The 26,716-nt window shown below is 64.2% G+C and carries 26 protein-coding genes, 1 tRNA gene and 5 pseudogenes; 16 read left to right on the top strand and 16 right to left on the bottom strand.

Going from position 1 to position 26,716, the window contains the following annotated elements; genetic code table 11:
• Positions 1-558 (bottom strand): annotated as a pseudogene (locus BLS91_RS18075) (transposase); the annotation flags it as partial.
• A 14-nt stretch (positions 559-572) separates the two neighbouring features.
• Entirely contained in the window at positions 573-1,493 is a 921-nt protein-coding gene (locus tag BLS91_RS18070; protein ID WP_159433904.1) for an LCP family protein, read from the bottom strand.
• Positions 1,494-1,801: 308 nt separating this feature from the next.
• On the opposite strand from BLS91_RS18070, the gene BLS91_RS21070 reads away from it, so the two are divergent.
• Together BLS91_RS21070 and BLS91_RS21065 are read left to right on the top strand one after the other, a co-directional pair.
• Positions 1,802-1,969 (top strand): VOC family protein, encoded by a 168-nt coding sequence (locus tag BLS91_RS21070; RefSeq protein WP_338061608.1) that lies wholly within the window; start codon positions 1,802-1,804, stop codon positions 1,967-1,969.
• Between the two features lie 50 nt (positions 1,970-2,019).
• Positions 2,020-2,208, top strand: coding sequence for a VOC family protein (locus BLS91_RS21065; protein WP_338061607.1), 189 nt, complete (start codon positions 2,020-2,022; stop codon positions 2,206-2,208).
• 52 nt (positions 2,209-2,260) lie between these two features.
• On the opposite strand, the gene BLS91_RS18060 is transcribed toward BLS91_RS21065, so the two are convergent.
• On the bottom strand, positions 2,261-3,316 hold the full coding sequence (locus BLS91_RS18060) for a hypothetical protein (RefSeq protein ID WP_092342259.1): 1,056 nt from the start codon (positions 3,314-3,316) through the stop codon (positions 2,261-2,263).
• Between the two features lie 102 nt (positions 3,317-3,418).
• On the bottom strand, positions 3,419-4,333 hold the full coding sequence (locus BLS91_RS18055) for a DUF808 domain-containing protein (protein ID WP_092342257.1): 915 nt from the start codon (positions 4,331-4,333) through the stop codon (positions 3,419-3,421).
• Between the two features lie 281 nt (positions 4,334-4,614).
• Here BLS91_RS18055 and BLS91_RS20835 point away from each other — a divergent pair, with 281 nt between their 5' ends.
• The 3 genes and pseudogenes from BLS91_RS20835 (at position 4,615) to BLS91_RS18045 (ending at position 5,650) form a co-directional block, all read left to right on the top strand.
• Entirely contained in the window at positions 4,615-4,905 is a 291-nt protein-coding gene (locus tag BLS91_RS20835; RefSeq protein ID WP_241983143.1) for a hypothetical protein, read from the top strand.
• A gap of 57 nt (positions 4,906-4,962) precedes the next feature.
• Positions 4,963-5,175, top strand: a pseudogene (locus BLS91_RS20830) (dienelactone hydrolase family protein); the annotation flags it as partial.
• A 64-nt stretch (positions 5,176-5,239) separates the two neighbouring features.
• On the top strand, positions 5,240-5,650 hold the full coding sequence (locus tag BLS91_RS18045; RefSeq protein WP_092342255.1) for a hypothetical protein: 411 nt from the start codon (positions 5,240-5,242) through the stop codon (positions 5,648-5,650).
• A gap of 136 nt (positions 5,651-5,786) precedes the next feature.
• Here BLS91_RS18045 and BLS91_RS18040 read toward each other — a convergent pair whose 3' ends face one another.
• Positions 5,787-6,230 (bottom strand): YdeI/OmpD-associated family protein, encoded by a 444-nt coding sequence (locus BLS91_RS18040; RefSeq protein WP_092342253.1) that lies wholly within the window; start codon positions 6,228-6,230, stop codon positions 5,787-5,789.
• 94 nt (positions 6,231-6,324) lie between these two features.
• On the opposite strand from BLS91_RS18040, the gene BLS91_RS18035 reads away from it, so the two are divergent.
• Together BLS91_RS18035 and BLS91_RS20825 are read left to right on the top strand one after the other, a co-directional pair.
• On the top strand, positions 6,325-6,966 hold the full coding sequence (locus BLS91_RS18035) for an NADPH-dependent F420 reductase (RefSeq protein WP_092342251.1): 642 nt from the start codon (positions 6,325-6,327) through the stop codon (positions 6,964-6,966).
• Positions 6,967-6,975: 9 nt separating this feature from the next.
• Positions 6,976-7,548, top strand: a pseudogene (locus tag BLS91_RS20825) (hypothetical protein); the annotation flags it as partial.
• On the opposite strand, the gene BLS91_RS18030 reads toward BLS91_RS20825, so the two are convergent.
• The 4 genes and pseudogenes from BLS91_RS18030 to BLS91_RS18015 all read right to left on the bottom strand — a co-directional run bounded on the left by BLS91_RS18030 (position 7,512) and on the right by BLS91_RS18015 (position 9,698).
• Positions 7,512-8,222 carry a response regulator transcription factor gene (locus tag BLS91_RS18030; protein WP_092342249.1) on the bottom strand — a complete coding sequence of 237 codons (711 nt, stop codon included), beginning with the start codon at positions 8,220-8,222 and terminating at the stop codon, positions 7,512-7,514. The pseudogene BLS91_RS20825 and the gene BLS91_RS18030 overlap by 37 nt on opposite strands.
• Positions 8,219-8,938: pseudogene (locus BLS91_RS18025) on the bottom strand (sensor histidine kinase); the annotation flags it as partial. The pseudogene BLS91_RS18025 and the gene BLS91_RS18030, both read right to left, overlap by 4 nt.
• Positions 8,938-9,609: pseudogene (locus tag BLS91_RS18020) on the bottom strand (potassium-transporting ATPase subunit KdpA); the annotation flags it as partial. The pseudogenes BLS91_RS18025 and BLS91_RS18020, both read right to left, overlap by 1 nt.
• Entirely contained in the window at positions 9,609-9,698 is a 90-nt protein-coding gene (locus BLS91_RS18015) for a potassium-transporting ATPase subunit F (RefSeq protein WP_092342245.1), read from the bottom strand. The pseudogene BLS91_RS18020 and the gene BLS91_RS18015, both read right to left, overlap by 1 nt.
• A gap of 399 nt (positions 9,699-10,097) precedes the next feature.
• On the opposite strand from BLS91_RS18015, the gene BLS91_RS18010 reads away from it, so the two are divergent.
• Together BLS91_RS18010 and BLS91_RS18005 are read left to right on the top strand one after the other, a co-directional pair.
• Positions 10,098-10,598 (top strand): COG4315 family predicted lipoprotein, encoded by a 501-nt coding sequence (locus BLS91_RS18010; RefSeq protein WP_092342267.1) that lies wholly within the window; start codon positions 10,098-10,100, stop codon positions 10,596-10,598.
• A gap of 94 nt (positions 10,599-10,692) precedes the next feature.
• Complete coding sequence (locus BLS91_RS18005) at positions 10,693-12,558, top strand: bifunctional 3'-5' exonuclease/DNA polymerase (RefSeq protein ID WP_241983141.1); 1,866 nt, start codon at positions 10,693-10,695, stop codon at positions 12,556-12,558.
• A gap of 139 nt (positions 12,559-12,697) precedes the next feature.
• On the opposite strand, the gene BLS91_RS21005 is transcribed toward BLS91_RS18005, so the two are convergent.
• Positions 12,698-13,987: a hypothetical protein gene (locus BLS91_RS21005; protein ID WP_092342241.1), complete on the bottom strand. Its 1,290-nt coding sequence runs from the start codon at positions 13,985-13,987 to the stop codon at positions 12,698-12,700.
• A 527-nt stretch (positions 13,988-14,514) separates the two neighbouring features.
• On the opposite strand from BLS91_RS21005, the gene BLS91_RS17995 reads away from it, so the two are divergent.
• Entirely contained in the window at positions 14,515-15,036 is a 522-nt protein-coding gene (locus tag BLS91_RS17995; RefSeq protein WP_092342239.1) for a DUF3145 domain-containing protein, read from the top strand.
• A gap of 182 nt (positions 15,037-15,218) precedes the next feature.
• Here the strand turns inward: BLS91_RS17995 and BLS91_RS17990 are convergent, their stop codons facing one another.
• The 6 genes from BLS91_RS17990 to aceE all read right to left on the bottom strand — a co-directional run bounded on the left by BLS91_RS17990 (position 15,219) and on the right by aceE (position 22,880).
• Positions 15,219-16,454 (bottom strand): beta-ketoacyl-[acyl-carrier-protein] synthase family protein, encoded by a 1,236-nt coding sequence (locus BLS91_RS17990; protein WP_092342238.1) that lies wholly within the window; start codon positions 16,452-16,454, stop codon positions 15,219-15,221.
• Positions 16,455-16,558: 104 nt separating this feature from the next.
• Complete coding sequence (locus BLS91_RS17985) at positions 16,559-16,807, bottom strand: acyl carrier protein (protein ID WP_092108059.1); 249 nt, start codon at positions 16,805-16,807, stop codon at positions 16,559-16,561.
• Between the two features lie 59 nt (positions 16,808-16,866).
• Positions 16,867-17,871 carry a beta-ketoacyl-ACP synthase III gene (locus tag BLS91_RS17980; protein WP_092342236.1) on the bottom strand — a complete coding sequence of 335 codons (1,005 nt, stop codon included), beginning with the start codon at positions 17,869-17,871 and terminating at the stop codon, positions 16,867-16,869.
• Between the two features lie 46 nt (positions 17,872-17,917).
• On the bottom strand, positions 17,918-18,838 hold the full coding sequence (locus BLS91_RS17975; protein WP_092342234.1) for an ACP S-malonyltransferase: 921 nt from the start codon (positions 18,836-18,838) through the stop codon (positions 17,918-17,920).
• Between the two features lie 106 nt (positions 18,839-18,944).
• On the bottom strand, positions 18,945-20,147 hold the full coding sequence (locus BLS91_RS17970; protein WP_092342232.1) for a PucR family transcriptional regulator: 1,203 nt from the start codon (positions 20,145-20,147) through the stop codon (positions 18,945-18,947).
• A 6-nt stretch (positions 20,148-20,153) separates the two neighbouring features.
• Positions 20,154-22,880 (bottom strand): pyruvate dehydrogenase (acetyl-transferring), homodimeric type, encoded by a 2,727-nt coding sequence (aceE, locus tag BLS91_RS17965; protein WP_092342230.1) that lies wholly within the window; start codon positions 22,878-22,880, stop codon positions 20,154-20,156.
• Positions 22,881-23,154: 274 nt separating this feature from the next.
• Between aceE and BLS91_RS17960 the strand changes: the two genes are divergently transcribed.
• The 6 genes from BLS91_RS17960 to BLS91_RS17935 all read left to right on the top strand — a co-directional run bounded on the left by BLS91_RS17960 (position 23,155) and on the right by BLS91_RS17935 (position 26,643).
• Complete coding sequence (locus BLS91_RS17960; protein ID WP_092342228.1) at positions 23,155-23,625, top strand: peroxiredoxin; 471 nt, start codon at positions 23,155-23,157, stop codon at positions 23,623-23,625.
• 71 nt (positions 23,626-23,696) lie between these two features.
• Positions 23,697-23,769, top strand: a tRNA-Val gene (locus BLS91_RS17955).
• Positions 23,770-23,850: 81 nt separating this feature from the next.
• Complete coding sequence (locus BLS91_RS17950; RefSeq protein ID WP_092342226.1) at positions 23,851-24,552, top strand: GAF and ANTAR domain-containing protein; 702 nt, start codon at positions 23,851-23,853, stop codon at positions 24,550-24,552.
• A gap of 9 nt (positions 24,553-24,561) precedes the next feature.
• Positions 24,562-25,275 carry a GAF and ANTAR domain-containing protein gene (locus BLS91_RS17945; RefSeq protein WP_174774985.1) on the top strand — a complete coding sequence of 238 codons (714 nt, stop codon included), beginning with the start codon at positions 24,562-24,564 and terminating at the stop codon, positions 25,273-25,275.
• 132 nt (positions 25,276-25,407) lie between these two features.
• Positions 25,408-25,743, top strand: coding sequence for a hypothetical protein (locus tag BLS91_RS17940; RefSeq protein ID WP_092342224.1), 336 nt, complete (start codon positions 25,408-25,410; stop codon positions 25,741-25,743).
• A gap of 81 nt (positions 25,744-25,824) precedes the next feature.
• The gene (locus BLS91_RS17935) at positions 25,825-26,643 is read left to right on the top strand and encodes a Nif3-like dinuclear metal center hexameric protein (RefSeq protein WP_092342222.1); all 819 of its coding nucleotides are present in this window, start codon (positions 25,825-25,827) and stop codon (positions 26,641-26,643) included.
• Positions 26,644-26,716 lie beyond the last annotated feature (73 nt).

The following is a 26,716-nucleotide window of genomic DNA, read 5'->3' as shown; positions in this document are numbered from 1 at the left end:
GCCGCACCAGCTCGGGCGAGCACTCGGTCTGCTCGGCACCCAGGTCGGCGTGGATCCGGCGGTATCCGTAGGTGCCGTCGGACTCCTCGAAGAAGTACTGAATCCGGGCGATCAGGGCCTCTCGGCGGGCCGCGGTCGCGGACTGCGGCCGCATTGCCCAGTGGTAGAAACCGGACGTGGAGACGGCCAACCAGAGGCACATTTTCACGACCGAATTCTGGTTGGCGGGGTCCGATTTTTGGGAGTCGATGTATTCGTACTTGCTCACTACCGCTGCTCCCGCGCGAAGTAAGCGCTGGCTTTTTTCAAGAATGCGGTCTCCGCCCGCAGCTCCTGAACTTCCCGCTCGAGCTCCTTAAGTCGGGCCCGTTCCGAGACGGTCAGGTCCGCTTCGGTACCGCCGTTCTCCTCGCGGTATTTGTTGAGCCAGTTCCGAAGAGACTCAGCGCCGACGCCATACGCGGTGGCGACGTCCTTGATCGGTTTGGAGGTGTTGATCACCTCACGGCACAGCTCGTCCTTGAACTCCTGAGTGAAACGCCTACGTGCTGCGGTCATGCTGATCTCTACTTTCAGTGATCCCTCATTTTAAGAGGGCCCACTGTCCGAGATATCCGCAGCAGGTCAGTGGTGCCGGGATATTGCACGAACAGCAGTCGGTCCAGATCGATGTCCTTAAGCGCCAGGGCCATCGATACCATCGTGTCGATGTCGGCCAACGAGGTCGACAACTGAATGTTGGTGGCTGCAGCATTGGCTAGTCTGACCAGGGTGGGGATGCTGGTCAGGGTTCCGTTGCCCTGCACGGTGCGCATGAGTGAGGCCATGTAGATTTGCTGCGAGGAGATTCGTGCCAGATCGCTGCGGTCGCCGACGCCCTTGCGGCTGCGCAGGAACGCGAGCGCGGTGTCTCCGGCGACGATGCTGGTGCCCGAGGGCAGGTCCAGTCCCGCAGCGGGGTCGTTGATGGCTGCATTCAGGCAGATGGGAACGCCGCCGACGGCGTCGCTCATCTGCACGACCCCGTCGAACGAGATCAGCCCGGCGTAGGGGATGGTCAGCCCGGTCAACTCGGACACTGTTTTGACCACGCAGGGGAGTCCGCCACGAGACATCGCCTCGTTGACGGGCCGTGCGGCCATCGCCGAAAACTCGGTGCCGCTCGCGGCATCCGTGCAGGCGGGGTGCGCCACGATGAGATCGCGGGGGATGCTCACAACGACCGCGTTGCTGTGGTCGGCAGACACGTGCACGAGAATGTTCACATCGTTGAGAGTGCCGTCACGTTCACCGTACGCCGCGCTTTGCGTTGCATCGTTGTCGATGCCGACCAGGAGAATGTTGAAACCGTTTTCGTAGCTTTCGAGCTGTGGCACGGGCGCGGCCGTGTCACCCGTGGTGATGTCGATCGCGTTGTCGTCGACCGTCTTGCTGAAGCTCCACACCGCCACCGTAACCACCGCTGACGTGCTCGCTACGACAACGGCCAGCACGGTCGCCACCAGTCTGAGGGCGGCAGCATATGGATTCGAGCGTGTCAGCCGCCCGTGACGTGCTACTCCGACGATCCGCTTGCTTCGCCTGCCCGCGTCAACCACAGAGCTCCGTTCGTTGTATCCGATCAAGCCCCTCGACGTTGCGCTGGACCATTCCGAGGGTATCGCGCCTCCCGGGGATGACCGTGTTCACGCCCGCCCGGACTTCTGTGCGTCATGATTCCGCTGTAGGCTCCCTTCGTCTGTGCAGAAAGAACATCTGGAGGCTGCCCATGCCGCGAATCAAGCGGTTCGATCATGTTGGTGTGACCGTTCAGGATCTCGACCAGATGACGGCGTTCTTTGTTGGACTGGGCCTCGAGATCGAGGGCCGCACCTTCGTGGAGGGCAACTCTATATACATCGTCACCGCGATTCCCAACTCACGTTCAGAAATGGTCATGCTGAAGACGCCTGAGTGGGGACGGCGGTAGAGCTTTCCAGTTTTGTTCGACCGCATCCCGTACCGGGATCGCCCGACGCCATGGCCAACGAGCTCGGGCTCCGCAGCCTGTCGTTCGAAGTCGAGAATCTTCAAGCGCTGGTCGACCGGCTGGCCACGGAAGGGTACAGTCTGGTCGGCGGCATCGGCGAGTATGAGGGTGTCTGGCGCTTGGCGTACGTGCGAGGCCCGGAGGGAATCATTGTGGCTTTGGCGGAGCGGATGCGCTGACGCAGACGCGGCGTACCGGTTTACCGCGATAGCCAGCCAGCGGGCAGCTTGACTACGGTGCGACGTAGGCGGACACTGTTGGCACGTGCGGCGAGGTACTAGACATGACCATGCCGTCGGCCAACCATGTTGCCGTCAGATCGAGAAGCACGCGTGGCCCGGTCGCCTCGGGGTCGAGGGTACCCAAAACCACGGCGTTGAGGCGCAGGCCGTTCTCGGCAATCTCGCTGGCAGCCGCGCAGATACTCGTCGCGGTGAGGTCGACCTGTTGCACCACGAGGCAGTACGGGCCGGAACCGAGCCGGGCCAGGTAAATTCCGTAGGAGCCTCGAGGCGTGAGTCCGGAGGGTCGCACCATGCTGTAAGACGGTCCGAGGTCGGCCAATTCACCGGCCGAGGGGTCGACCGGTTGGTCGAAAAGCCCGGCAATGGCGCCGACCGCCGCTTCGTTCGGCAGCACGCCGGGTGTGTTCTCAGCTGAGCTGGGGCCGGCAGTGGCCGAAGAGCCGTTCTCGAACGTGGCCATGATGCCCTGCTGCAGCGCCTGGGCACCGAGCGTGCCCAAGACGCCAGCGGCCACCCCTGCGGCCAGCAAGATTGAACGCCAACGCACTCGGCCGGCCAGCGGCCGGTCATCGGTGACCGCGTTCGTGGATCCGTCGGCGGGTGGGGGAGCGGCGACACCGGACGCGAGATCCTTGGTGACCGCCATCGTGGTGGCACCCGCATCAGTCAGGTCGGTACCGAACCGTTCCAGCAACTGGGCGACGGCATCCGCGCGCGCAGCGAGGTGCACGGTGAGCTGCCGCAGTCGGTGCTCGCTGGCTGTCGCACGCACGGTCGATCCAGCCTCCGTGCGTTCGAGCTGCGGCTCGGGCATTGCTGCGCGGGAGAAAACACTGGACTGCAGCTCCACCAGGTGCACTGCCGGGTCGATCTCGCCGGCGGGTGTCGGCTGTAACGGATGCGCGGCCCACCACAGCGCGTCCATCACGTCGTGTGCGTCCCGGTTGGTACCGATCAGGGTGGCAAATTCCTGGTCGAGATCCGCTCGCAGGGCATCGTTTCTTTCCGCGGCCGCTCGTAACTGGAGCGCCAGATTGTTCACTCGTCCCCGCATCGTTTACTTCACCCTATCGCTCGGCCGCCTGCCCCTTGGTAGCTCGGCACTGCCGTCCAGGCGCTACGTGGCGTGCTGTACGGATGAAGGCTAGATATTCGGGGTGGAGACTTCCTTGGTCGTAACGGGAGGTTTACTGCGTTTTAGGAGACCCGACAGTGCGAAAGTGATCCCGGCGATGATGAGCCCGAGAGTCAGGCCGAACACGGCCGACAAGCCAGTGTCGGTGAGCCAGACGACAGCCGGGCCGGCGGATTCGACCGAGTGCGTGACGACATGGAGCAGGTCGTAGGGGCCGTGCCAGAACGTCTCTGCGAGGTTTGCGATGACCAAGTGGCCGCCGACCCAGAGCATGGCGACCGTTCCAATGATGCCGATCACACGGAACACGGTGGGCATCGATGCCACGATGCGTGCGCCGGTACGTCGCACCTGGCGGGCGGGGTTCTCCATCAAAGCCAGGCCAATGTCGTCGATCTTGACCAATAGTGCGACGGCACCGTAGACGAGCGCGGTCATGCCGAGACCGATGACCACCAGGGCGCCGAGGGTCATCCAGATGCCGAAGTCGGGGTCGAGGCTGGCCAGCGCGATCAGCATGATCTCGGTGCTGAGGATGAGGTCGGTGCGGATTGCGCCGAAAATGAGCTTGCCCTCATCGCGGGATTCCGTCTCGTCGGCGACGTGATGGGTGCCGAACCATTCGGTGACTTTCTCCGCACCTTCGAAGCATAGGTAGGTCCCGCCGAAGATCAGCAGAAACGGCAACACCCACGGTGCGAACGCGGACAGAAGAAGCGCGAGCGGGATGATAATGACGAACTTGTTGAACAGGCTGCCCAGCGCGATGCGCCAGACAACATGGAGTTCGCGTGCCGGCGAGAGCCCCTGCACATACTGCGGCGTGACGGCCGCATCGTCGATGACGACGCCCGCGGTCTTTGCGCTCGCCTTGAGGGCGGCCGTGAGTATGTCATCGACGACAGCAAGCAGGCCGACAGACATGTGGTACTCCTCGGGTGGGGCATCGCGCTCGCACGATGCAATGGCGGTGAGGTCCAGATTACCGTGGGGAGGTGAGCGAGAGTCGTCATGGTGGATTCAGGCGAGCGGATGCTCACGCTCGGCACCGCTCGCCGCCGCCAAGTGGTGGTCACCCGACCTGCTTGCGGGGTCAGAAGTCGAGTCGGCGGCCGAAGCTCCGTTGGCTCGGGGGCGGGCAGAGCAGAAGGCCTCACGGCCGAGCTGCACCATCTCATGGGGCTGGAGCCCGGCTGAATGCGCGGATGCGTCCTCGAGCACCGCTCGACACGGAAACATCCCTCTTTGCCGACGAACTGCGCAGGGCCGGGCATGTCGTTCACACACCCGACCTGTTCGATGGCCGTACCTTTGAAACCATAGACGAGGGCGTTGGCTACGCCGAGCAGGTCGGCTTCGGCGACCTGATTGACCGCGGCGCACAGGCGGTCGCGGGCCTACCCGGAGACCTGATCTATGCGGGATTCTCCCTCGGGGTGCTCCCCGCCCAGAAGCTGGCGCAGACGCGCTCGGGCGCACGCGGGGCGCTGCTGTAGTATTCCTGCGTTCCAGTATCCGAATTCAGCGCAGCCTGGCCGGATGACGTTCCGGTACAAGTGCACGGCATGGACGCCGACCCGATCTTCGTTGGCGAGGGTGACATCGATGCTGCCCGTGCGCTCGTCGAGTCGACGGACGCGGCGGAACTATTTCTCTACCCCGGAGACCAGCACTATTTCGCCGACAGCTCGTTGCCGTCGTATGACGCGGAGGCCGCCGCGCTGTCGCTGCACCGCACGCTCGTGTTTCTTCACTCAACCGCATAAAACGGATGTCCGAGACGCCGCCTACACTAAATGGCGTAGATCGGCCCCTGGAAAGGAACAAACCATGAGCACCACCTTCAGCAAAGAGGAAAAGGCAGCCATGCGGGCGGCTGTGGCCGAGGAGAAGGCCGCCAAGGCCGGTGCCGACCTGGCGGCAGCCTGCCTCGCTGCAATCGCCGACTTGACCGGCACAGACAAGGAGTTGGCCGAGACCCTGCACACGCTGGTTACGAGCCACACGAATCTGGCCGGGAAGACCTGGTACGGCATGCCGGCCTACGCCGATGGCGATGGCAAGGTGGTGGTGTTCTTTCAGAGCGCCGCGAAGTTCAAGGTGCGCTACGCCACCATCGGCTTTCAGCCAGACGCGCACCTTGACGACGGCGATTTCTGGCCGACCTCCTACGCCGTCACCAAACTGACCAACGCCGATCAGGATCGGCTGGTGGCATTGCTCAAGAAAGCCGTTGGCTAGCGCGACTTCACGCGCGCCCAGATCTGCGCCGTCCCGCGCAGGTCAGGCATCAAGCTTGACGCCGCGCGCGAGTCGGCAGACGGCCAGCATCGACAGAAAGGTTACCTGATCGCCCAGGAACCGATCGTCAGAGGGCTCAGGACACCCCACGAAGGTCGGCGATCGTCTTCCCGACGCGACGCGCGCGGGTGTCGTCACCCTTCGCATCCGCGATGGCCCGAGCATATTCTTTGCGGCGGCTGTAGGACAGCCTGTTCCAGGCGGCAGTAGCGTCGGAATCCTCCGCGAGCGCCAGTGCGAGCGGCGGCGGCACCTCGACCTCCCGCGGCTCGTCGTCACGCACAATAGTGACCTCCACGGCGTCTCCGCCGCCGAGTCCAGAGGCAGCCCGGTGTTCAGCACTCAGTCCCACGAGATTGAGCCCGCCCATGACAGCGGTCGTGTTGCGATAGCTGTACGTGCCGTTGAGCGTGATCAACACGGGAACGCGTTTGCCGCCGAGTTCTGCGACGACCGCGTCCGGGATCACGATGCCGATGTTGTTGCCGTTTTGCAATAAATTCGTGGTGAATCGAGGCATCAGTTGCGTACCGTTCCCTTCTCAGCGCCGACCCCGCCTCTCCGCGCGGCCGCACGGCGGGAACATTTTTGGGGTCGCTATCGTTGTCGCCAGTATGACAACTATTGGAATCATCGGTGCAGGAAACATTGGCAGCCAGGTCGCGCGAAAGGCGATTGAGAGTGGCTATGACGTCGTAATCAGCAATTCCCGAGGACCGGAAACCCTGGCAGACCTCGTGGCGGAACTGGGTCCGAAAGCGAGCGCTGGGTCCGCAGCGCAGGCCGCCGAGGCCGCCGACGTGGCGGTCGTCACCGTGCCGCTGAAGGCCTACGCGAACGTGCCCGTCGAACCCCTGTCCGGCAAGATCGTCATCGACACCAATAACTACTATTTCGAACGCGATGGACACATCGACGCCCTCGACAATGGCCAGGCGACCGTGACGGGCATGTTGCAGAAGCACCTGCCAACGTCTCGCGTGGCCAAGGGATTTAACCACATCACGGCCGCCGACATCACCGCGGATTCCTTCCCGACCGGGGACTCCGAGCGGCGCGCGCTGGCCACGTCCTCTGACTTTGCGGATGCCTCTGCCTTCGTTACCAAGCTCTACGACGAATTCGGCTTCGACACCGTCAATATCGGCCCCCTCGCCGAAAGCTGGCGCGTCGAGCGTGACCGCCCCGCCTATGGCGTGCGTCAGAACATCGCAGAGCTCGAGGCCAACCTGGCGAAGGCGCCGCGCACCGTCTGACCCAGCCCGGTGAACGGAGAAGTCACCTGGATCCGCACACGTCCGCCGACGAAGATTCCCACACTTGGTGGACCCACAGTGTTGGCGAGCGGCCTGTTTCTGCCGCTCAGTCTGGGCGTCGGGGCGGGCGGCACAGCCTATGTCTCGCAGAACGCACTGGGGGTGCTCACCAAGGTCAGTCCCGACGGCACGACGTTGCGAGTGCCAACCCCGGCGATGAACTCGGGGCCGTCTCCGTGCGTAACGGCACCGTTTACTACTCGACCAACACGCACCGCATCGGCGCTGTACTCGATGCCGGCGGGCGGTGTGGCCGCACCGTTGGCCGATCTCTTCGCCTATGAGAGCACGGCGAACCCGGCCGAGGTCAACACCTATGGGTTCGTCGACCTGCGGCAGTCCTGCCTCGACCAGTTCGATCCAGCGGCACCTACCGGCCCAGCCACCTATGCCGGAATCGTCGATACCCACCCCTACGCCAGCCTTCCTTTGGATGACGGCGTGTATGTAGCGGATGCCGGTGCTAACGCCGTTCTCAAGGTCGGTTACGACGGAACGGTGAGCACGGCCGCCGTACTCCCGGCCGGTGACCCGATCGTGGTCACTCCCGAGATCGCTGCCGGAGTCGGCTTCCCCGCCGGCACCGCCTCGAGTTTCTTGCGCAGCTGCGCAACGCAGAGCCGCAGATAGCCGGAGTCGTTGGTGTGGTGGGGCCCCCACACCTCGCTCAGCAGGAGCTCGCGGGTGACCAGCTTGCCGGGGTTGCGCAGCAGAACTTCTAGAATGCGCCACTCGGTTGGGGCGAGTCGAATGACCTCCGATGCCGCACCGGTCACCCGCTTGGCGGCGAGATCGACGGTGACGGCGCCGAACTGCACCACCGGTTCGTCGCCGACCGACGGCACGCGCCGGGTGAGAGCGCGGATTCGGGCGAGCAGTTCCTCGATGGAGAACGGTTTCGTAACGTAATCGTCGGCGCCGAGGTCGAGGGCGTCGACCTTGTCGGCGGCCCCGGTGCGGCCGGAGACCACGAGAATCGGCACCTGACTCCACCCCCGCACCGCCTCGATCACGGCCAGACCGTCGAGGCGCGGCATTCCGAGGTCGAGCATGACCAGGTCGGGGTGCTGTTCGATGACGGCATTGAGCGCGTCGGCGCCATCGCCGGCCGTGATGATCTCGTAGCCGCGCGCGCCGAGCGTGATGCGCAGAGCGCGCAGAATTTGCGGATCGTCGTCGGCGATGAGAATCTTCATTTGGGTTCCTCCCCGGCCGGGCCGTCCGGAATAGCCGTCAGGGCGATCACCATGGTGACTCCGCCACCGGGCGTGTCATCGGCGTCGAGCGTGCCGCCCCTGCCCTCGACGAACCCCTTGGCGATGGCCAGGCCGAGACCGAGACCGGTCAGGTTGTCGGTGTCGCCCAGTCTCTGGAACGGTACGAAGACATCCGCTCGCCGCCCGGCGGGAATTCCCGGTCCGTGGTCGGTCACTCGAATTTCCACCTGACCGGCGAACTCGCTGGCCGAGATCCGCACGCGCGTTCCGGCGGGAGCAAAGCGGATGCCGTTGGCCACGACGTTCACGATGGCCCGCTGCAACAGCCCCGCGTCGGCTAGAACCATGCTGAGCTGGGGGCCGAGGTCCAGGTCGACCTGCTCGGGACCGAGTTCGAGCTCGTCGAGGGCCGGAAGAACCACGACGGCCACATCGACCGGGCCCCGCCGCACGGCCAGCGCGCCGGCCTGCAGTCGGCTCACATCGAGCAGGTTCGTGATGAGCGCCGAGAGCGATTCCAGACTTTCGTCGGCGGTCGCGAGCAACTCGGCGCGGTCGTCGGCGCTCAGCGCAACGTCGGTGGCGCGCAGCCCGCTCACGGCCGCGGTGGCCGACGCGAACGGGCGACGCAGGTCATGTCCGACGGCAGCGAGCAGGGCGCTCCGCACCCGGTCGGCCTCGGCTAGCGGCGCGATCGCATCGCCTCCTGTGAAGCGACCGGCCCACCGGGCAGCGACTGGGTCGCGCCGCTCAGGGTCGTGATGGTTGTGAAGCCGCTCACGTTCTGAATCATGCCGGCAGCGATGAGCACGATCGCGGCCACAATGGACAACGGCAACAGCAGGCGCAGGATGCCGCGGGTCAGGTCCACCCAGAAATTGCCGATCGTGCCTGCCCGTACGGCAGCGAACGCCCGCACGAGGGCTATGGCCACGCACAGCCCGACCGCGGCCGAAACGAAGTTCTGCACGGCCAGGCCGAGAAGCTGCACCGAATACCCCATGGTGACGTCGGGGGAGTAGGACTGCCAGTTGGCGTTGGTGACAAACGAGATGGCGGTATTGAACGAGAGCCCTTCCGGGATAGCCGGAAAGCCGAGGGCGTAGGGCAATACGGCCTGCAGCCGCTGGAGGCCGTAGAGCAGCAGTACTCCGACGAAGGAGATCGCCAGCGCACTGCGCAGATAGGATTGCCAGGTCTGTTCGGAGCGCGGATCGACACCGATCAGTCGGTAGAAGCCGCGCTCGATGCGCAGGTTCCGCCGGCTGGTGTAGATGAGCGCTATGTAGTCACCGAGCGGGCGATAGATGAGGGCGAGAACCAGAGCCACGGTTGCCGCCTGCAGGGCAACCAACCAGTTATCCATTAGAACGACTCCGGCTTTATTAGGGCAACGAGCAGGTAGACGATGGCGGCCACGGTCAGACCGGCGGCAATGACCGAGAACACGATCACAGTTTCTCGACCCCCCAGGCGACAAACGCGACGAGGGCGAACAGGGCACAGACGCCCAGGAGATAGACAAGGTCGAGCATGAAAGCTCCTTCTGCGGCGGCGAGAGATAGACGTGGCGGCGCGGGTTGTGTGCTGCACCGGAGAAAGTAGACACCCGCCGGGAACGGGACGGGACGATCCTCACGACTTCCATACGCCGCACGCCGCAAAGCTAACGACATTGCCGCGGGCAAAGGTCGTCGGACAAATCCTTCTGGCCACTGAACCATTCCCCGTGGTAACTCGTGGTAGCTCCAAGGACCCCTCTGCCTCGCACCACAGCACCGATACCACTCATCGAATAGCAACACTTCATCACGCACCAATTCGAAAAGCGTGCACCGAGAGAAGGAAGCAATCATGAACAGCAGAATTTGGCTCAAGGTCGGGCCCGTCGTCGGGGCGGTTGCGCTCAGCGTTCTTGCGCTGACCGCATGCTCGCAGGGAACGACGGCACCGGCTGCCGACACATCAAGTTCATCCAGTGCGACGAGTGACGCCGCCGACAAGCCGGCTCTGGCCACCGCGGACAGTTCGCTCGGCACGATCGTCGTCGATACCGCCGGGATGACCCTGTATGTGTTCGACAAGGACGTCGCCGACTCCGGCAAGAGTACCTGCGAGGGCGAATGCCTCGTCAAATGGCCAGCCGTCATCGCCGAATCCGACACCCCCACCGTTGACGGTGTGACCGGCACGGTCGGTGTCATCACCCGCACCGACGGCACCAAGCAAGTCACCCTCAATGGGCTTCCGCTCTACTACTGGGCGGGCGACGCTGCTGCCGGTGACACCACCGGCGAGGGTGTTGGCGGCGTTTGGTGGGTTGTCGCTCCCAACGGCGACAAGATCGCTGGATAACGTCCTCAATCAGGCGTCGTCTCGCAGACCCCGTACCTGTCGGCACCGCGAAGCCGAGGGGTACGGGTGCTCCGGCACCGGGCAGAATAGACGAGTGTATGTTCTGGTGCGGCAAGCGAGCGGGGGCGACGTGCTCGTCGACCCGCTGGACGATGCCGGCTTCCCGCTCGAGACTGCCCGCCGACTCACCATGAGCGAGTTTCACTCGTTCGTGAAGTCCCGCGAGCCGACAACGCGCGTGCCAGCGGGGCAAAACGCCGCTGCGCCCCGCTGGGTCTGGGAAGACACCGCCCGAATCTATCCCGTTCTGCTCGCGGCCGGGATCCGTGTGGACCGTTGCCATGATCTCCGCCTCTGCCACGTGATCCTGAAGAATTCCGCCCTCACGATGACGAGCCCACTCGCGCTGGCCGCACCAGGTCGCTGGGATGTGGCGAGCTTGGGACCGATCGACGAGGCGGAACCTCGGGCGACGCTGTTCGACCTCGACGTCGACGGTGACGCGGCCGATGAATTTGACGCTGACGGCTCCGGTGGTGCCGCTGCCGATGACTCCGGCGCAGCGCGCGAGTTTCGACGCCAGCTCGACGCCGTGGCATCCGCTGGCGAACCGGGACGACTGCGGCTGCTGCTGGCGGCCGAATCCGCCGGTGCCCTCGTAGCCGCGGAGATGCGTTATGCCGGACTGCCCTGGCGCACCGACGTGCACGATGTGCTCCTCACCCGGGAACTGGGGCCGCGGGTCGCGCCCGGGGTACGGCCGGAGCGTCTGGAGCTGCTGGCCCAGCGCATCCGTTTCGAACTGGATGATCCGGACCTCAACCCTGACTCCCCGCAGGATTTGTTCAAGGCGCTGCAGCGAGTGGGCCTCAGCGTCACGTCCACGCGCGGGTGGGAGCTGCAGAAGCTGGAGCATCCGGTCATCGAACCGTTGCTGCAGTATAAGAAACTGGCTCGGCTGCTCAGCGCCAACGGCTGGACCTGGATGGAATCCTGGGTCATCGACGGCCGATTCCACCCCGACTACGTACCCGGAGGTGTCGTGACCGGTCGCTGGGCCACCCGCGGTGGGGGAGCGCTGCAGTTGCCCAAACAGATTCGCGGTGCCGTGGTCGCCGACGTCGGCTGGAAACTCGTCGTAGCGGATGCCGCCCAACTCGAGCCGCGAATCCTCGCGGCGCTCGCACAGGACACGAGCATGGCCACGGCCGGGCGCGGAACCGACCTGTATGCCGGAATTGTGTCGAGCGGCGTCGTCGAAACTCGAGACCACGCCAAGGTCGCCATGCTCGGTGCCATGTACGGCGCCACGACCGGGGAAAGCGGTCGACTGATGCCCCGCCTCGCTCGCGCGTATCCCCGGGCGATTGCTCTGACCGAGTCGGCCGCCCGTGCCGGAGAACGTGGTGAGGTCGTCACGACCAGACTCGGGCGATCGTCGCCGATCCCGGGGCCGGGTTGGCACGAAGCCCAGGCGCAAGCCTATGATCCGGCGGCAACGGCGAGCGATGAGCGGCGCGCCCGCAGTCAGGCCCGCGACTGGGGACGCTTCACCCGCAACTTTATCGTGCAGGGTAGTGCCGCTGAATGGGCCCTGTGCTGGATGGCCGAGATCCGCCGCGAGCTCATGGCCTTGCCAGGCCTTGCACGCCGCGATCGCGCGGTAGCGGCCCGCTCCGAAGCGGATGCCGCCCCCGGCACAGCCCCCGAGTCCGGTTCTCTCGACGAGCGGTCGACGTCGCAGGCTCCGGGGGCCCGCCCGCCCTTCGACGCCGAACCGCATCTGGTGTTCTTTCTGCACGACGAAGTGATCGTGCACACGCCGGCGGAGCAGGCCGACGCTGTGGCTCAGATCATCGTCACGGCCGCCGAGACGGCGGGGCGGCTGCTCTTCGGCGACTTTCCGGTCGACTTCATGCTCACGGTGGCCACCGTAGACAACTACGCCCAGGCCAAGTAGCCGGTCAAAGTCGACCTGCGTGACGTGTGTGCGGTGCGGGTATGCGGGTCTGGGCGCGCAGAAAGGCGGGCCCCGCGCTGTGTGCGTGGGGCCCGCCTGGTGTTCCTGCGAGGGAATTCTGTGGGGGTTGGTCTGGTGGTTAGCCCTTTTTGATGACGACGGTGGTGTTGTCGGTGTAGTAGTTGCGTTGGAAGTCGATGATGGTGGTGGTTTTTGCGATCACGGCGCAGTTGGCGACCTTGGTGTCTCTGCCGAATTTGTTGTCTTTGATGATCGTTCCCTTGAGTGGGCCGTAGGCTTTTTCGGCGATGTTGACGGTGCAGGCGCCGTTGTTGGCGAAGTTGTCGGTGAAGCTGAAGTTGGAGACGACTCCGCGGTCCTGGGTGATTTGCACGGCGGCGCTGTGTGAGTCGGTGAGGCGGTTGCCGGTGACTGTGACGTTGTTGCCGATCTGTACTTGGATGGAGTCGTCGTGGCTGGGTGATCCGCCCTGGTTGGGGTCGTTGAGGTAGTGCATGTTGTCGTGGATCCAGCTTTTTTGAATGAGTACGTTGCTGCCGGTGACGTGGATGCCGTCGATGACGTTGTGGATGTTCAGGCGGGTGGCGGTGAAGTTGTAGCCGTAGATGCCGTTGGCGTCGGGTGAGGCGACGGTGGGGAACAGTTCGGTGTCGGTGATCACGAGGTTGCTGTAGCCGCCGAGGTTGTTGATCAGGGCGCCGGGACCGTTCATGGTGCGGCCGCGGATGATGGAGTTTTTGATGGTGACGTTGGCGGCGCTGATTTTGATCAGGCCGCGCACGTCGAGGCCGTTCAGGACGGTGCCGGGGGTGGTGACGTTGATGTCCCCGTTGACGACCTTCAGGCTGGTGCCGGCGGGAACACCGGTGTTCGTCGCGGTCGGCGTGCCCGCCGTCGGCTGAGCTGGAGTCGGTGTGGGCGTCGGCGTCGGGGTAGGAGCCGGTGCCGGGGTGGGTGCGGGGACGGTTTTGGCGGTGTAGCCGACGATGGTCATGTCGACGGTGACGTTGGCGGTGGCGCTGGCGACGGTGAGGGTGCCGTCGGATTTGCTGGTGACGGGGACGGTGTAGGTGCGTGCGGGGCCGTCGCCGGTGGGGGCGGTGAAGTAGTAGCGCTGGGTGTTTTCCGGGCCGACGAGAACTTTGATGTCGGTGCGGGCGGCGGCGGTGGTGTCGAACATGACCTGCACGGAGGCGGCATCGGCGGGGATGGTGCCGAGGTCTGTGGTGACCTTGCTGCCGGCGGGGACAGCGACCGTGGTGGTGTTCATGGCGGCTTGGGCCGGCAGCACGGCGAGGCCGCTGAACGCGACGGCGAACGCGCCGGCGGCGGCGATCAGGGCCAGGCGGCGCGACGGACGAGCGGTGGAAGGAAGGGTGGAGCGTGAAGCGAAAGCAGTGTTGGACATGGGTCACATTTCGTCTAGTTCACGGATTCGGGGGGTGCGGGTGAGCGGCTGTGGAGGGGGCCGCGTCGTGTGAAATGAGTATTGCCCACTATGGGCATTGTCACAATCGAATACGGGTTTTTCTCAGGTTCACCCCCCGTTCCGGGGTAGACGAGAACCTGGAAACGGGCACAAAAAAGCGGCCGGACCTGCGATAACAGGGCCGACCGCATCCGTATAACGAATGTGGAGTCTGTGCACGATTCCCCGTACGCGCTGTCCCAATGCGGACTCTGGTGGTCACAGATGTGCGTTCGAGGCCGACGAAGCCTCGCCTACACCGGGCCCCGGGAAGGCCCGTCAGGTGCTTGTCAATGCGCAGGTGGCTGGGGCATAATGGCGCTATCGGCTCGCTGAGCTCTGGCGGTCGAACAATTTCACATTCACCATCGTGCCCACAGCAGTGAGTTGAAAGTAGCTCAGCGTTGCAAGCGCGGTCGTTCCGAGGTCGTTGGGGAAGACGCACCTACTAGGAACGGAGAAACACGATGGATGCAACACCTAACCGTCGGACGCGGATTGCGCGGGGGGTGCTTTTTGTGCACTCCTCTCCGCGGGCCGTCTGCCCGCATGTCGAGTGGTCGGCTGGCCGTGCGCTCGGCGAGGCTGTCAACTTTGCCTGGTCAGAACAACCGGCTCTGCCCGGATCCCATCGGGCCGAATACTACTGGGAGGGATCCCCGGGTACCGGCGCGGCACTCGCATCCGCTCTGCGAGGGTGGGAGCAGTTGCGCTTTGAAGTCACCGAAGACGCCGGACCGGGTTCGGATGGCGGTCGCTGGCTGCACACGCCTGAGCTGGGAATCTTCTACGCACAGACCGACAGCGTGGGTAATGTCGTCGTGCCGGAAGATCGCATTCGATCGGCGATGGAGCGTGCCGGAGCCAACGCGATCGAATTGCACCGGGAACTGCGCCTGGCCCTCGGGCAAACCTGGGACGACGAGCTTGAACCGTTCCGGCAGGCCAGCGATCTGAACGCCGTGGTGTGGCTGCACCAGGTCGGCTGATCAGACCGGTTCCCCAATGCGTGCGGTTCGCCCGTGATGGCGTGGCCTGTCGACCGGTGACACTCCCGGTGGCAATCCCACGAAGTCGACGTCTGTTCCCGTGAACACGGCCAGATTCGGCGAATCGCCTTACAGAAATGACCCCGTCCGAATCCGGACGGGGTCATTCTCATCTGCAGTACTTAGACGGAACGGAATGCCACGACCGCGTTGTGCCCGCCGAACCCGAAGGAGTTGCTCAGCGCGAGCAGGTCTCCGGCAGGGAGCGCCCGCGGAGTGGTCACCACGTCGAGCGGAATTTCCGGGTCCTGCGACGTGAGGTTGATCGTTGGCGGTGCGGTGCGCTCGGCGAGAGCCTTCACCGTGAAGAACGCCTCGAGGGCACCGGCACCTCCGAGCAGGTGGCCGGTTGATGCCTTCGTGGCCGACACCGGGATACCGTCGAGCAGGTTACCGAACACTCGCTTGAGAGCGTTGTACTCGGCGATGTCTCCGACCGGGGTGCTCGTGGCGTGAGCGTTGATGTGGGATACCTCAGCGAGGGTCGCACCGGCATTTTGCACCGTCGACACCATGGCGCGGGCAGCCGCGGTTCCCTCAGGGTCAGGCGCGGTGACGTGGTACGCGTCGCTGTTGACGACGCCGCCGACGAGCTCAGCGTAGATGTGCGCTCCACGTGCCTTGGCGTGCTCTTCGGTCTCGATGACGAGGGCGGCAGCGCCCTCGCCGAGAACGAAACCATCGCGGGTCACATCGTAGGGGCGGCTCGCGGTGGCCGGGTCGTCGTTGCGGGTCGACAGGGCGTGCATCGCCGCGAACGAGGCAATCGGCAGCGGGTGAATCGCGGCTTCGGAGCCGCCAGCAATAACGACATCGGCCAATCCGGCCTGCAGGCGGTTGTAGGCGTTGACCAGAGCTTCGGTGCTCGAGGCACAGGCGGAAACAACCGTGGTGATACCGGCACGGGCGTGCAGGTCCATGCCAATGGCCGCTCCCGGGCCGTTGGGCATGAGCATCGGCACGGTCATCGGCAGCACGCGGCGCGGGCCGCGTTCGCGCAGCGTGTCCCACGCGTCCAGCAGGGTCCACACGCCACCGATTCCGGTGGCCCAGTCCACGGCGAGGCGCTCAGGCTCGACCTCGGGAGTGCCGGCATCGGCCCAGGCTTCGCGCCCGGCGATCAGCGCGAACTGGCTGGACGGGTCGAGGCGTTTGACCTCAAAGCGCTGCAGCACATCTGCGGTCTTCACGCGCGCCTGTGCGGCAAAAGTTACGGGAATAGCTGTTTCAGCGACCCAGGCCTGCTCGAGGGTGGTGGTGCCCGATTCGCCGGCCAGAAGGGCCGCCCAGGTGTCGACCGCCGTGCCGCCCAACGGCGTAGTGGCACCGATACCGGTGATAACGATTTTCTTGGTCATAAGTCAACTCTCCATGGAACGACAAACGAGTGGGCCGGCGCGTTCCAGCACCAGCCCAGTGAACAGGTCGGCCGTTTGCCGGCCGACCTGGTTCAGGCTTTGGCCTAGTCCTGGGCCTTCACGATGAACTCGACGGCGTCGCCGACGGTCTTGAGGTTCTTGACCTCTTCGTCGGGGATCTTCACGTCGAACTTCTCTTCTGCGTTGACGACAATGGTCATCATCGAGATGGAGTCGATGTCCAAGTCGTCGGTGAACGACTTGCCCAGTTCAACCGTGTCGGTTGCGATTCCGGTCTCGTCGTTGATGAGCTCGGCCAGGCCGGTCAGAACTTCTTCGGTGGACAATGCCATGATATTTCTCCTTGAGGGGTGTCTCGGTTGACCGAGACCTAGTTTAGGGGGTGGGTAGGTTAGGGCAGCACAACGACTTGCGCACCGAACACGAGTCCGGCTCCGAAGCCGATCTGCAGTGCGAGTCCGCCGCTGAGCTCTGGGTGTTCCTCGAGCAGGCGGTGGGTGGCGAGAGGGATCGAAGCCGAGGAGGTGTTACCGGTCGTGGCGACATCGCGGGCGATGACCACGGACTCCGGCAGCTTGAGCTGCTTGGCGAACTCATCGATGATGCGCATGTTGGCCTGGTGCGGAATGAACGCCGCCAGGTCGGCGCTCTCGATCCCGGCGACTTCGAGGGCCTTCTTAGCCACCTTCGCCATGTCCCAGACGGCCCAACGGAAGACAGTCTGTCCTTCCTGACGCAGGGTGGGCCAGTCGGCTTCGCCGCGACGGTACTCCTGCAGGGTGTGATTCATGGTGATCGCGTCTGCTTTGGAGCCGTCCGAGCCCCACACTGTGGTAGAGATTCCGGGGTAGTCGCTCGGGCCGATGACGATGGCGCCGGCGCCGTCGCCGAGGAGGAAGGAGATGCTGCGGTCGGTCGGGTCGACGAGGTCTGAGAGCTTCTCTGCGCCGATGACGAGCGCGTAGTGCGCAGCCCCCGTGCGAATCAGGGCATCGGCCTGGGCTACGGCATAGGCGTAGCCGGCGCAGGCCGCGTTGATGTCGTAGGCGGCGGCCGGATTGGTGCCGACGCGGTCGGCCACGACGGCCGCAATCGATGGGGTCTGGCGGCTGTTGCTGATGGTGGCAACGATGACGGCGTCGATCAGGGCCGGGTCGACGCCGCTCTTCTCGATGGCCTCGCGGGCGGCATCCGTTGCGAGATCGACGGCGCTGATGTCCTGGCTGGCCCGGGCACGTGTGATGATTCCGGTGCGCTGCTGAATCCATTCGTCCGAGGAATCGATGGCTTCAACGAGATCGTCGTTGGGTACGAGGTTTTCACCGCGGGCAGCGCCCACGGACAGAATGCGGGTGTACTGCGGTCCGTGGGACTGCTGGAGTGTTGGCTTTGGCATTGTCTCTTTCGTCACATTCTCTCGTGCTTCAATACTGCTGGCACAGTTAGGACTGCTGGTCGATCATGGCCCAGGCGGCGGGCAGGTCGTCCGGGGTTTTGATGGCGACGCTGGGGACGCCTTTCAGGGCTCGTTTCGCGAGCCCCACGAGGGCGCCGGCGGGCGCCACCTCGATGATTCCGGTGACTCCTGCTTGAGCGAAAGCCTCCATGCACCTGTCCCACCGTACCGGCGACGACACCTGACCGACGAGCAGATCCACAAAATGGATGCCGTCGCTCACCTGGCTGCCGTCGCGGTTGGTCCAGATCGGGAGCGTCGGATCGGCGGGGCTGAGCGAGTCGGCGACCATGGTCATCCGTTCGACGGCTGGCTTCATATACCGGGTGTGGAATGCACCGGCGACCTGCAGCGGGATGACTCGGGCCCGGTGTGGGGGAGTCGCGGCGAGGTCCGCGAGGGCATTGAGGGCCCCGGCGACGACGATCTGCCCGCTCCCGTTGAAGTTGGCCGGTTCGAGACCCAGTTCGGCGACCTGCGCGAGCAGTTCGCTCTCATCGGCGCCGATCACGGCACTCATGCCGGTAGGCTCCAGCGCGGAAGCGGCCTGCATGGCGAGGCCCCGTTCTCGCACAAAGCGCACGGCTTCAGCGTTCGTCAGGATGCCGGCGCCAGCGGCCGCGGTCAGCTCGCCGACCGAGTGCCCAGCGATACCGGCAATGCGGTCGCGGCGTCCATCGGTCAGCAGGGCTTCGAGGGTGAGGATGCCGGCAGCGACGATCAGAGGCTGGGCGATCGCCGTGTCGCGAATGGTGTCGGCGTCACTGACCGTGCCGTGGGCGACGAGGTCGAGCCCGACCTCGTCGGAAATTTGGCGGAGGCCCGCTTCGAAGGCGGGCAGAGCCAGCCAGGGTTCAAGGAATCCGGGAGTTTGGGAGCCCTGACCCGGGCAGACGACAGCGATCACTTAGTTAGTCTTCCAATCTGGTGACGTAAATGAATGTGCAGATCGCACTAAGTATCCAGGAAAGCTTTGTCGACAGTAGTACATTTGCCGGTTTCCCCGGGCTGGATCAGCGGCGTCGGCTGGATCCGTCGTGGTCGCTGATCGAGCCGATGATCAGCGCGGACTGCAGAATGAGTGCCTCGCGGGCTCCCGTGGCGTCGTAGCCGATGACCTCGGACACGCGTTTGAGGCGATACCGAACGGTGTTCGGGTGCACGAAGAGTTCGCGAGCGGTCGCCTCCAGCGAGCGGCCATTGTCGAGATAGCACCAGAGCGTGGTGAGCAGCTCGGTGGAGTGGGCCTGCAGTGGCCGATAGATGCGATGGATGAGCGTGGCCCGGGCGAGCGGATCGCCAGCGAGGGCACGTTCGGGGAGCAGATCGTCGGCCTGCACCGGGCGAGGCGCATTGCGCCAGGAGCGAGCGACCGCGAAACCGGCCAGCGCGGCCTTCGCGCTTTTCGACGCGTCCACGAGGTTGGGGACCTCGTGGCCGAGCACCAGGTGACCGGGGCCGAAGATCGGCTCGAGCTGCATGGCGATTTCCATGAAGGTGAGGGCAGCGGCCGTACCGACGTCCTCGCTGTCGACCGGCGCCGGACGGGCCCGACCGATCACGAGCACGAGGCGGTTGCCCTGAACTCCGATCAAAACGTCAGCAGCCATGTGCCGGGCGGCCCGTCGCAGCTGGTCGACGTCGAGCATTTGCGGCGTCGTGCCGACCAAAACGCAGACCTCGCCGTGGCCGTGCCAGCCGAGGGCCGCGATGCGACTGGGGAGTTCGTCGTCATATTCCCCGCTGAGAATAGAGTCGACGACGAGCGCTTCGAGTCGTGCGTCCCAGAGCCCGCGTGCCTCGGCGGCGCGAGCGTAGACATCCGCTGCCCCAAAAGCGATCTCCCGGGAGTAGAGCAGAATGGCCTCGCGCAGGGCCTCCCCGCCGTCCTTGACCCGTTCCTCGACAACTTCAACCGTCACGCGAATGAGCTGCAGCGTCTGCTGCAGGCTCACCGAGCGCAGCAGTTCGCGGGGGGCGGCGCCGAAGACGTCAGCGGCGATCCACGGCGTCGACCGGGGGTCGTCGAACCACGAGATGAAACTCGTGATTCCGGCCTGGGCGACGAGGCCGACCGCCGACCGCCGTCCTGGTGGCATATCGCCATACCAGGACAGCGTGTCCTCGAGCCGCTTGAGCGTCTGGGTCGACAGCTCGCCGGAGATGGTGCGCAGCCAGTTGAGAGTCTGCTCTTTCGTCTTGGGCGCCGGTGCCACGGTTTCTTAGCTCTCGCCCCCGGCAGAGCCGGTGGTGCCCGCGCTCACATCGTGCAGGCGATACTTGGCGATCGCCTGGCCGGCGAGGCTCCGGTCAACTTCACCGCGACGGGCGAGCAGCTCCAGGGTGCGCACGACCATGGACGGACCGTCGATCTTGAAGAATCGACGTGCCGCCGGACGGGTGTCCGAGAAGCCGAAGCTGTCGGCGCCGAGCGTTGCAAAGTCGCTCGGAACGAACTGCCGAATCTGATCCGGAACGGCGTGCATGAAGTCGGACACAGCCACGAACGGACCGGCTGCTCCCTCGAGCTTCGCCGTGACATACGGAACGCGCGGCTCGTCGTCGGGGTTGAGGAAGTTGTGCTCCTCGGCGGCAAGACCATCGCGGCGAAGCTCGGTCCAGGACGTGACCGACCAAACATCGGCCGACACACCCCAGTCGTCGGCGAGCAGTTTTTGCGCCTCAAGCGCCCACGGCACGGCGACGCCGGAGGCCAGCAGCTGAGCCTTCGGACCACTCACAGCGGATGCGCTCACCCGGTGGATACCGTGCAGGATTCCGTCCACGTCGACATCGTCGGGCTCGGCCGGCTGAACGGCCGGCTCGTTGTAGACCGTGATGTAGTACATGACGTTCGGGTCGGTGTGGGTTCCGCCGTACATGCGATCGAGTCCGGCGCGCACGATGTGGCCAATCTCGTAACCGTACGCAGGGTCGTAGGAGACCACGGCCGGGTTGGTCGACGCCAGCAGCGGCGAGTGACCATCGGCGTGCTGCAGCCCCTCACCGGTCAGCGTGGTGCGACCGGCCGTGGCTCCAATGATGAACCCGCGGGCCATCATGTCGCCGGCCGCCCAGAGGGCGTCGCCGGTGCGCTGGAATCCGAACATGGAGTAGAAGACGTAGACCGGAATGAGCGGTTCACCCTGGGTGGCATACGAGGTACCCACGTTGGTGAACGCCGCGGCAGCCCCGGCTTCATTGATGCCCACGTGCAGAATCTGGCCCTGCGGACTCTCCTTATAGGAGAGCAGCTGGGCGTGGTCAACAGACGTGTAGTGCTGGCCGTTGGGGTTGTAGATCTTGGCGGTGGGGAAGAACGCGTCGATGCCGAAGGTGCGGGCCTCGTCGGGGATGATCGGAACGATACGGTTGCCGAAGTCCTTGGCCCGCACGAGCTCCTTGAGCAGCCGCACGAAGGACATCGTCGTGGCGATTTCCTGGGTTCCGGAACCCTTTTTGGCGACCTTGTACGTCTCGTCGCCAGGCAGATTGAGCGCGGTGTGCCGGGTGCGACGCTCCGGCAGGTAGCCGCCGAGCGCACGACGCCGCTCGTGCATGTACTCGATCGCTTCGTCCTTGTCGCCGGGGGAGTAGTACGGCGGCAGGTACGGGTTTTCCTCGAGCTGAGCATCCGTGATCGGCACGTGCATGCTGTCACGGAAGGACTTGAGGTTGTCGAGGGTCATTTTCTTCATCTGGTGGGTCGCGTTGCGGCCCTCGAAGCTCGGGCCGAGGCCGTAGCCCTTGATCGTCTTTGCCAGAATGACGGTGGGCTGTCCCTTGTGCTCCGATGCGGCCTTGAACGCGGCGTAGACCTTGCGGTAGTCGTGGCCGCCGCGCTTGAGGTTCCAGACCTCGTCGTCGCTCAGGTGTTCGACCAGCTTGAGGGCGCGCGGGTCGCGGCCAAAGAAGTTCTCACGTACGTAGGCGCCGCTCTCGGCCTTGTAGGTCTGATAGTCGCCGTCGGGCGTGACGTTCATGAGGTTGATCAGGGCGCCGTCGACGTCGTTCTTGAGCAGGTTGTCCCACTCGCGGCCCCAGACCACCTTGATGACGTTCCAGCCGGCACCGCGGAAGAAGCTCTCCAGCTCCTGGATGATCTTGCCGTTACCGCGCACCGGGCCGTCGAGACGCTGCAGGTTGCAGTTGATCACGAAGTTGAGGTTGTCGAGGCCTTCGTTGGCTGCGACCTGCAGCTGGCCACGGCTTTCCACCTCGTCCATTTCGCCGTCGCCGAGGAACGCCCAGACCTGCTGGTCGCTCGCGTCCTTGATGCCACGGTTGGTCACGTAGCGGTTGAGCTGCGCCTGGTAGATGGCGTTGATGGGGCCGAGCCCCATCGACACGGTCGGGAACTGCCAGAATTCCGGCATGAGGCGAGGGTGCGGGTAGGACGAGATGCCGTCGGGAGCGTGCGACTTCTCCTGGCGAAACCCGTCGAGCTGGTTCTCGGTCAGGCGGCCCTCGAGGAAGGCACGAGCATAGGTGCCGGGGGAGGCGTGTCCCTGGATGAAGATCTGGTCGCCACCGCCCGGGTGATCCTGGCCGCGGAAGAAGTGGTTGAACCCGACTTCATAGAGAGCAGCGGATGACGCATAGGTCGCGATGTGCCCGCCGACAGCGATGCCGGGGCGCTGAGCGCGGTGCACCAGAACGGCAGCGTTCCAGCGAATCCAGGCGCGGTAGCGGCGCTCGATGTCTTCGTCACCGGGAAAGTCGGGTTCGTTCTCCGTGGCGATGGTGTTGATGTAGTCCGTCGTCGGCACCATGGGAACGCCGAGGTGCAGCTCTTTCGAACGCTTCAACAGGCTGAGCATGATCTCGCGTCCGCGTTCGTGACCGTGTTCGGCAACGAGCGAATCGAGGGATTGCGACCACTCGGCGGTCTCCTCCGGATCGGAGTCGGCGTTGTTCGTAGAGTACGGGTCCTGGTCGTTGACCGTCACAGTCGACCTCTCCTTGGGGTTTATGCAGCGATGGTGCTTCGTGGGGGCATTCTTTCGCCACTACGAAGGCACGTGCCGTAAATGAGCAGGTTGGATTGCAACCAGCGGCACCACGTAAGCCTACAGATTTTTACTCGTCGTCCGCAGACGGAGGGTTCACCAGCCAAATTTCACGAGGACGGATCCACGCGGTCTGTGAATCCGCGCACATTGCGGGGCTAGAGTGTGTCACCGGCCAATCCGTGCGCGCAGGCGCACCAGGAAAGGAGCATTTATGGCTCTCGAAAACGACACCCAGGCACCCGACTTCAAACTGATCAACCAGTTCGGCGAAAGCGTTCAGCTCAGCCAGTACCGGGGAACGAAGTCGGTCGCGCTCGTCTTCTTTCCGCTGGCCTTCTCCGGAATCTGCAGCGGTGAGCTGTGTGAGTTGCGCGACAACCTCGCTCTGTTCGACGATGGCGGCGTTGAACTGATTGGCATTTCGGTCGACTCCCGACACGCCCTGCGGGCCTTTGGTGAGCAGGAAAAATATACCTTTGACCTGGTCGCGGATTTCTGGCCGCACGGCGCCGTCGCGAAGGAATATGGCGTCTTTCTCGAGGAGAAGGGCTTCGCCAATCGCGCGACTTTTCTGATCGACCCGAGCGGCATCATCCGTTCCAGTTTCATCACCGCACCGGGCGAGGCGCGGTCGATTGAGTCGTATCGGGCCGCGCTCGAGCAGTTGGCACCGGTTCTCTGAACCCGTCGGGTCGCCAATCGCGCAGCGACTCTGACCTATACTGAGAACGCCCGCGACAAACGTCGTCGCCGGGGCCTTTAGCTCAGTTGGTAGAGCGCCACGTTTACACCGTGGATGTCATCGGTTCGAGCCCGGTAGGGCCCACAGAGATTTCTCCCACAGCTTGTGATCGTGAGGTCGAATGACACGCACGATGCAGGTGCGTCCGGATTGGGTGCGTGCTCAGTGACTGATCGGCTGGCCTTCGGTGCCGCGGTGGAACAGCTGTCGCTCGCTCACGAGAGTCGCGCGAGCATCTGTGAGCCTTTTCTTCAGGTGCTGCCGGTCAACGCCGCAGCCGTCTGCACGCTCGTGAATCCATTTGGACGCGAAACAGTCTGCGCGAGCAATCCGATGGCCGCGCTCTTTGATGAGCTGCAATTGGACCTGGGTGAAGGGCCATCCTGGGACGCGCTGCACACTCGGCGCCCCTTGCTCGTTAATAATTTTCAGACGTCCACGGGCGCGACCTGGCCGACACTAATGAAGGCCTCCAGGCACACCGGTGTGCATGCCGTCTACGCCTTTCCGCTGAGCTTGGGGTCGCTCGATATCGGTGCCGTTTCCCTGTTTTCGAACCATTCCGACGGGCTGTCTCCCGCACAGATTCTCGATGCGCAAGTGCTCGTGCACATTGCTTCCGTGCAGGTTTTACGTGGTTCCCTCGCGTCGCAAACACTTAAAACGAATCTGGAAGATAATGAAGGATATTCGAGGCGTGTCGTTCATCAAGCGACCGGAATGGTTCTGGCCCAGCTCAATCTTTCCGCCGCCGACGCGCTTCTGATAATTCATGGACATGCTTTTGCTCATGGACGAACTGTTCGGGAAGTCGCCGCTGATGTAGTGACACGACAGCTGGATTTTTCGTCGATTCCCGAGTCTTAGAATGGAAATATGGTGACAAAAACCCGGGAAGGTCAACTCCTTGAGACCTTCGTTACCCTGGCCGACACACTCGTCGCCGATTACGACGTTGTCGACCTCTTGCACACGCTGGTGGAGAAATGTGTCGCACTATTAGAAGCCTCGGCGGCGGGCATCATCCTCTCAGCTGGCGACGGTGAACTCGAAGTCATGGCGTCGACCAACGAACGCAGCCGCTTGGTGGAAATTTTGCAGTTGCGTGCCGGAAGCGGCCCCTGCGTCGAAAGCTTCACGACCGGGCTGGCTGTGGCTATTCCGGACATCGACAACACCGGTGACAAATGGCCCAAGTTTCGGCAGGGAGCTCTAGCTCAGGGATTCGCGTCGATGCATGCCGTACCGCTGCGCCTGCGCGCGACGACGATCGGTTCGCTCAACCTCTTCTGGGATCGCACCGGCGGGCTGAGCACTGCAGACACCAACACGGTGCAGGCCCTCGCTGACGTCGCGACCATCGGTATCCTGCAGGAACGGGCTATTCGGGAGAGCGATATTGTTCGCCAGCAACTCCAGCATGCTCTCAGCAGTCGGGTGCTGATCGAGCAGGCCAAGGGGGTGGTGGCCTATACCCACGGGGTGCACATGGGCGATGCGTTTGACAAGATTCGCGGATATGCCCGCAACAACGGCCTTCCCCTCGCGGACGTCGCCGAGCGGATCGTGAATCGCGCACTCACGCTGTAACACTGCGGTCCAGTGCGTTTATGCGAGATAGCCGAGTTTCCATCGTCGTGGGGGTAGACCGGGCATATACTGCTAGAGCGACCCCGGACCCTGGAAGCACCTGAATTTTCCGTGAGCTTTCGAGGGGCGATCATGAAACGCATATTTCACCCGGGCGGTTCAGTAATAACCGGCAGCGATCTGGCTGATGCCGTTCTCCTTTACGCCGAAGCACTGTGTAACCGCCGGCAGGTCGACGTCGTCGACATCCCGGTGATGGGAGATGACGGACACCTGCTGCGTGCCCAGTTCCTGATTGGTTCGGCCAGCCAGCTGGTCAGCGTGACGGCCGACAGTCCGTCGCCGGAGTTGGTTGAACCGGAGACCACCGATTTTCTGCACCGCAAAGCCCAAACCGGGGCCATGATTCCCGCGGCCTGGACCCGTGAGGAATCGGCCGTCGCCCAGTTCGACGACTTCGACTACTGACTTATCTTTCGCCGGACCGGAGCATTGGGTTGCACCGTGTCCGGCGAAGCCCCAGCGCCGGGCGCCCGGTAGGCTGAACGAGTGTCATTCTCGCTAGCCGACGTTATCCGCGTCGCTCATACCCTGTGGCCCCCGGGCGGTGCCGAGGCCTGGGACGCACCTGGCCTGGTCAGCGGAGATCCGAGCCGGCCGATTCGCAGCATCCACTTGGCTGTCGATGCCGTCTCCGACACCGTCGACGAGGCCGTCGAGGCCGGCGCCGACCTGCTGCTGACGCATCATCCGTTGCTGCTGCGCGGTGTCACGAGCATTGCCGAAGACGGCTACAAGGGCGCCCTGCTCAGTCGCCTGATTCGCGCAAACTGCGCACTGCTCGCCGCGCACACCAACGCCGACGTCGTCGCTGACGGCGTGTCCGACGTGATCGCTACCCGGCTGGGACTGATCGACGCCCTACCCATCACCGACAGTGCCGCGCCCGAAACCGGCATCGGTCGCGTTGGACGCCTGGCCGAGCCAACAACCGTGGGGCACCTCGCGCACACCGTGCTGGCCCTGCTGCCTGCGACTGCGTCGGGCGTGCGCGTCGCGGGCGACTATTTGACACCGGTCACCACCGTCGCGTTGTGCGGCGGTGCAGGCGATTCATTGCTGCGCCACCCCAGAGTGCTGACAGCGGATGTCTACATCACCTCCGATCTGCGTCATCACCCCTCCTCCGAAGCGCGAGAGCAAGCGCTCTGCACGGGCGGCCCCGCGCTCATGGACGTGTCGCACTGGGCCAGTGAGTGGCTCTGGCTGGAACCGGCGGCCGAGCAGTTGCGAACAGCTCTTCCCGGGATCGTAGTCACCGTCAGCGAACTGAACACCGATCCGTGGTCCTTCGCCGTCGTGCACTGACTAGTGCACTAATCTCCGAGTCATCCCCATTTTTTCGTACCACATCTCATCAAAAGCGTTAGGTCAGGACATC

It is taken from the genome of Cryobacterium flavum, assembly GCF_900103805.1.
Taxonomy (GTDB): Bacteria; Actinomycetota; Actinomycetes; order Actinomycetales; family Microbacteriaceae; genus Cryobacterium; species Cryobacterium flavum.
Note: the sequence above shows the minus strand (reverse complement) of the source record. Positions and strands in the feature narration are given on the sequence as shown.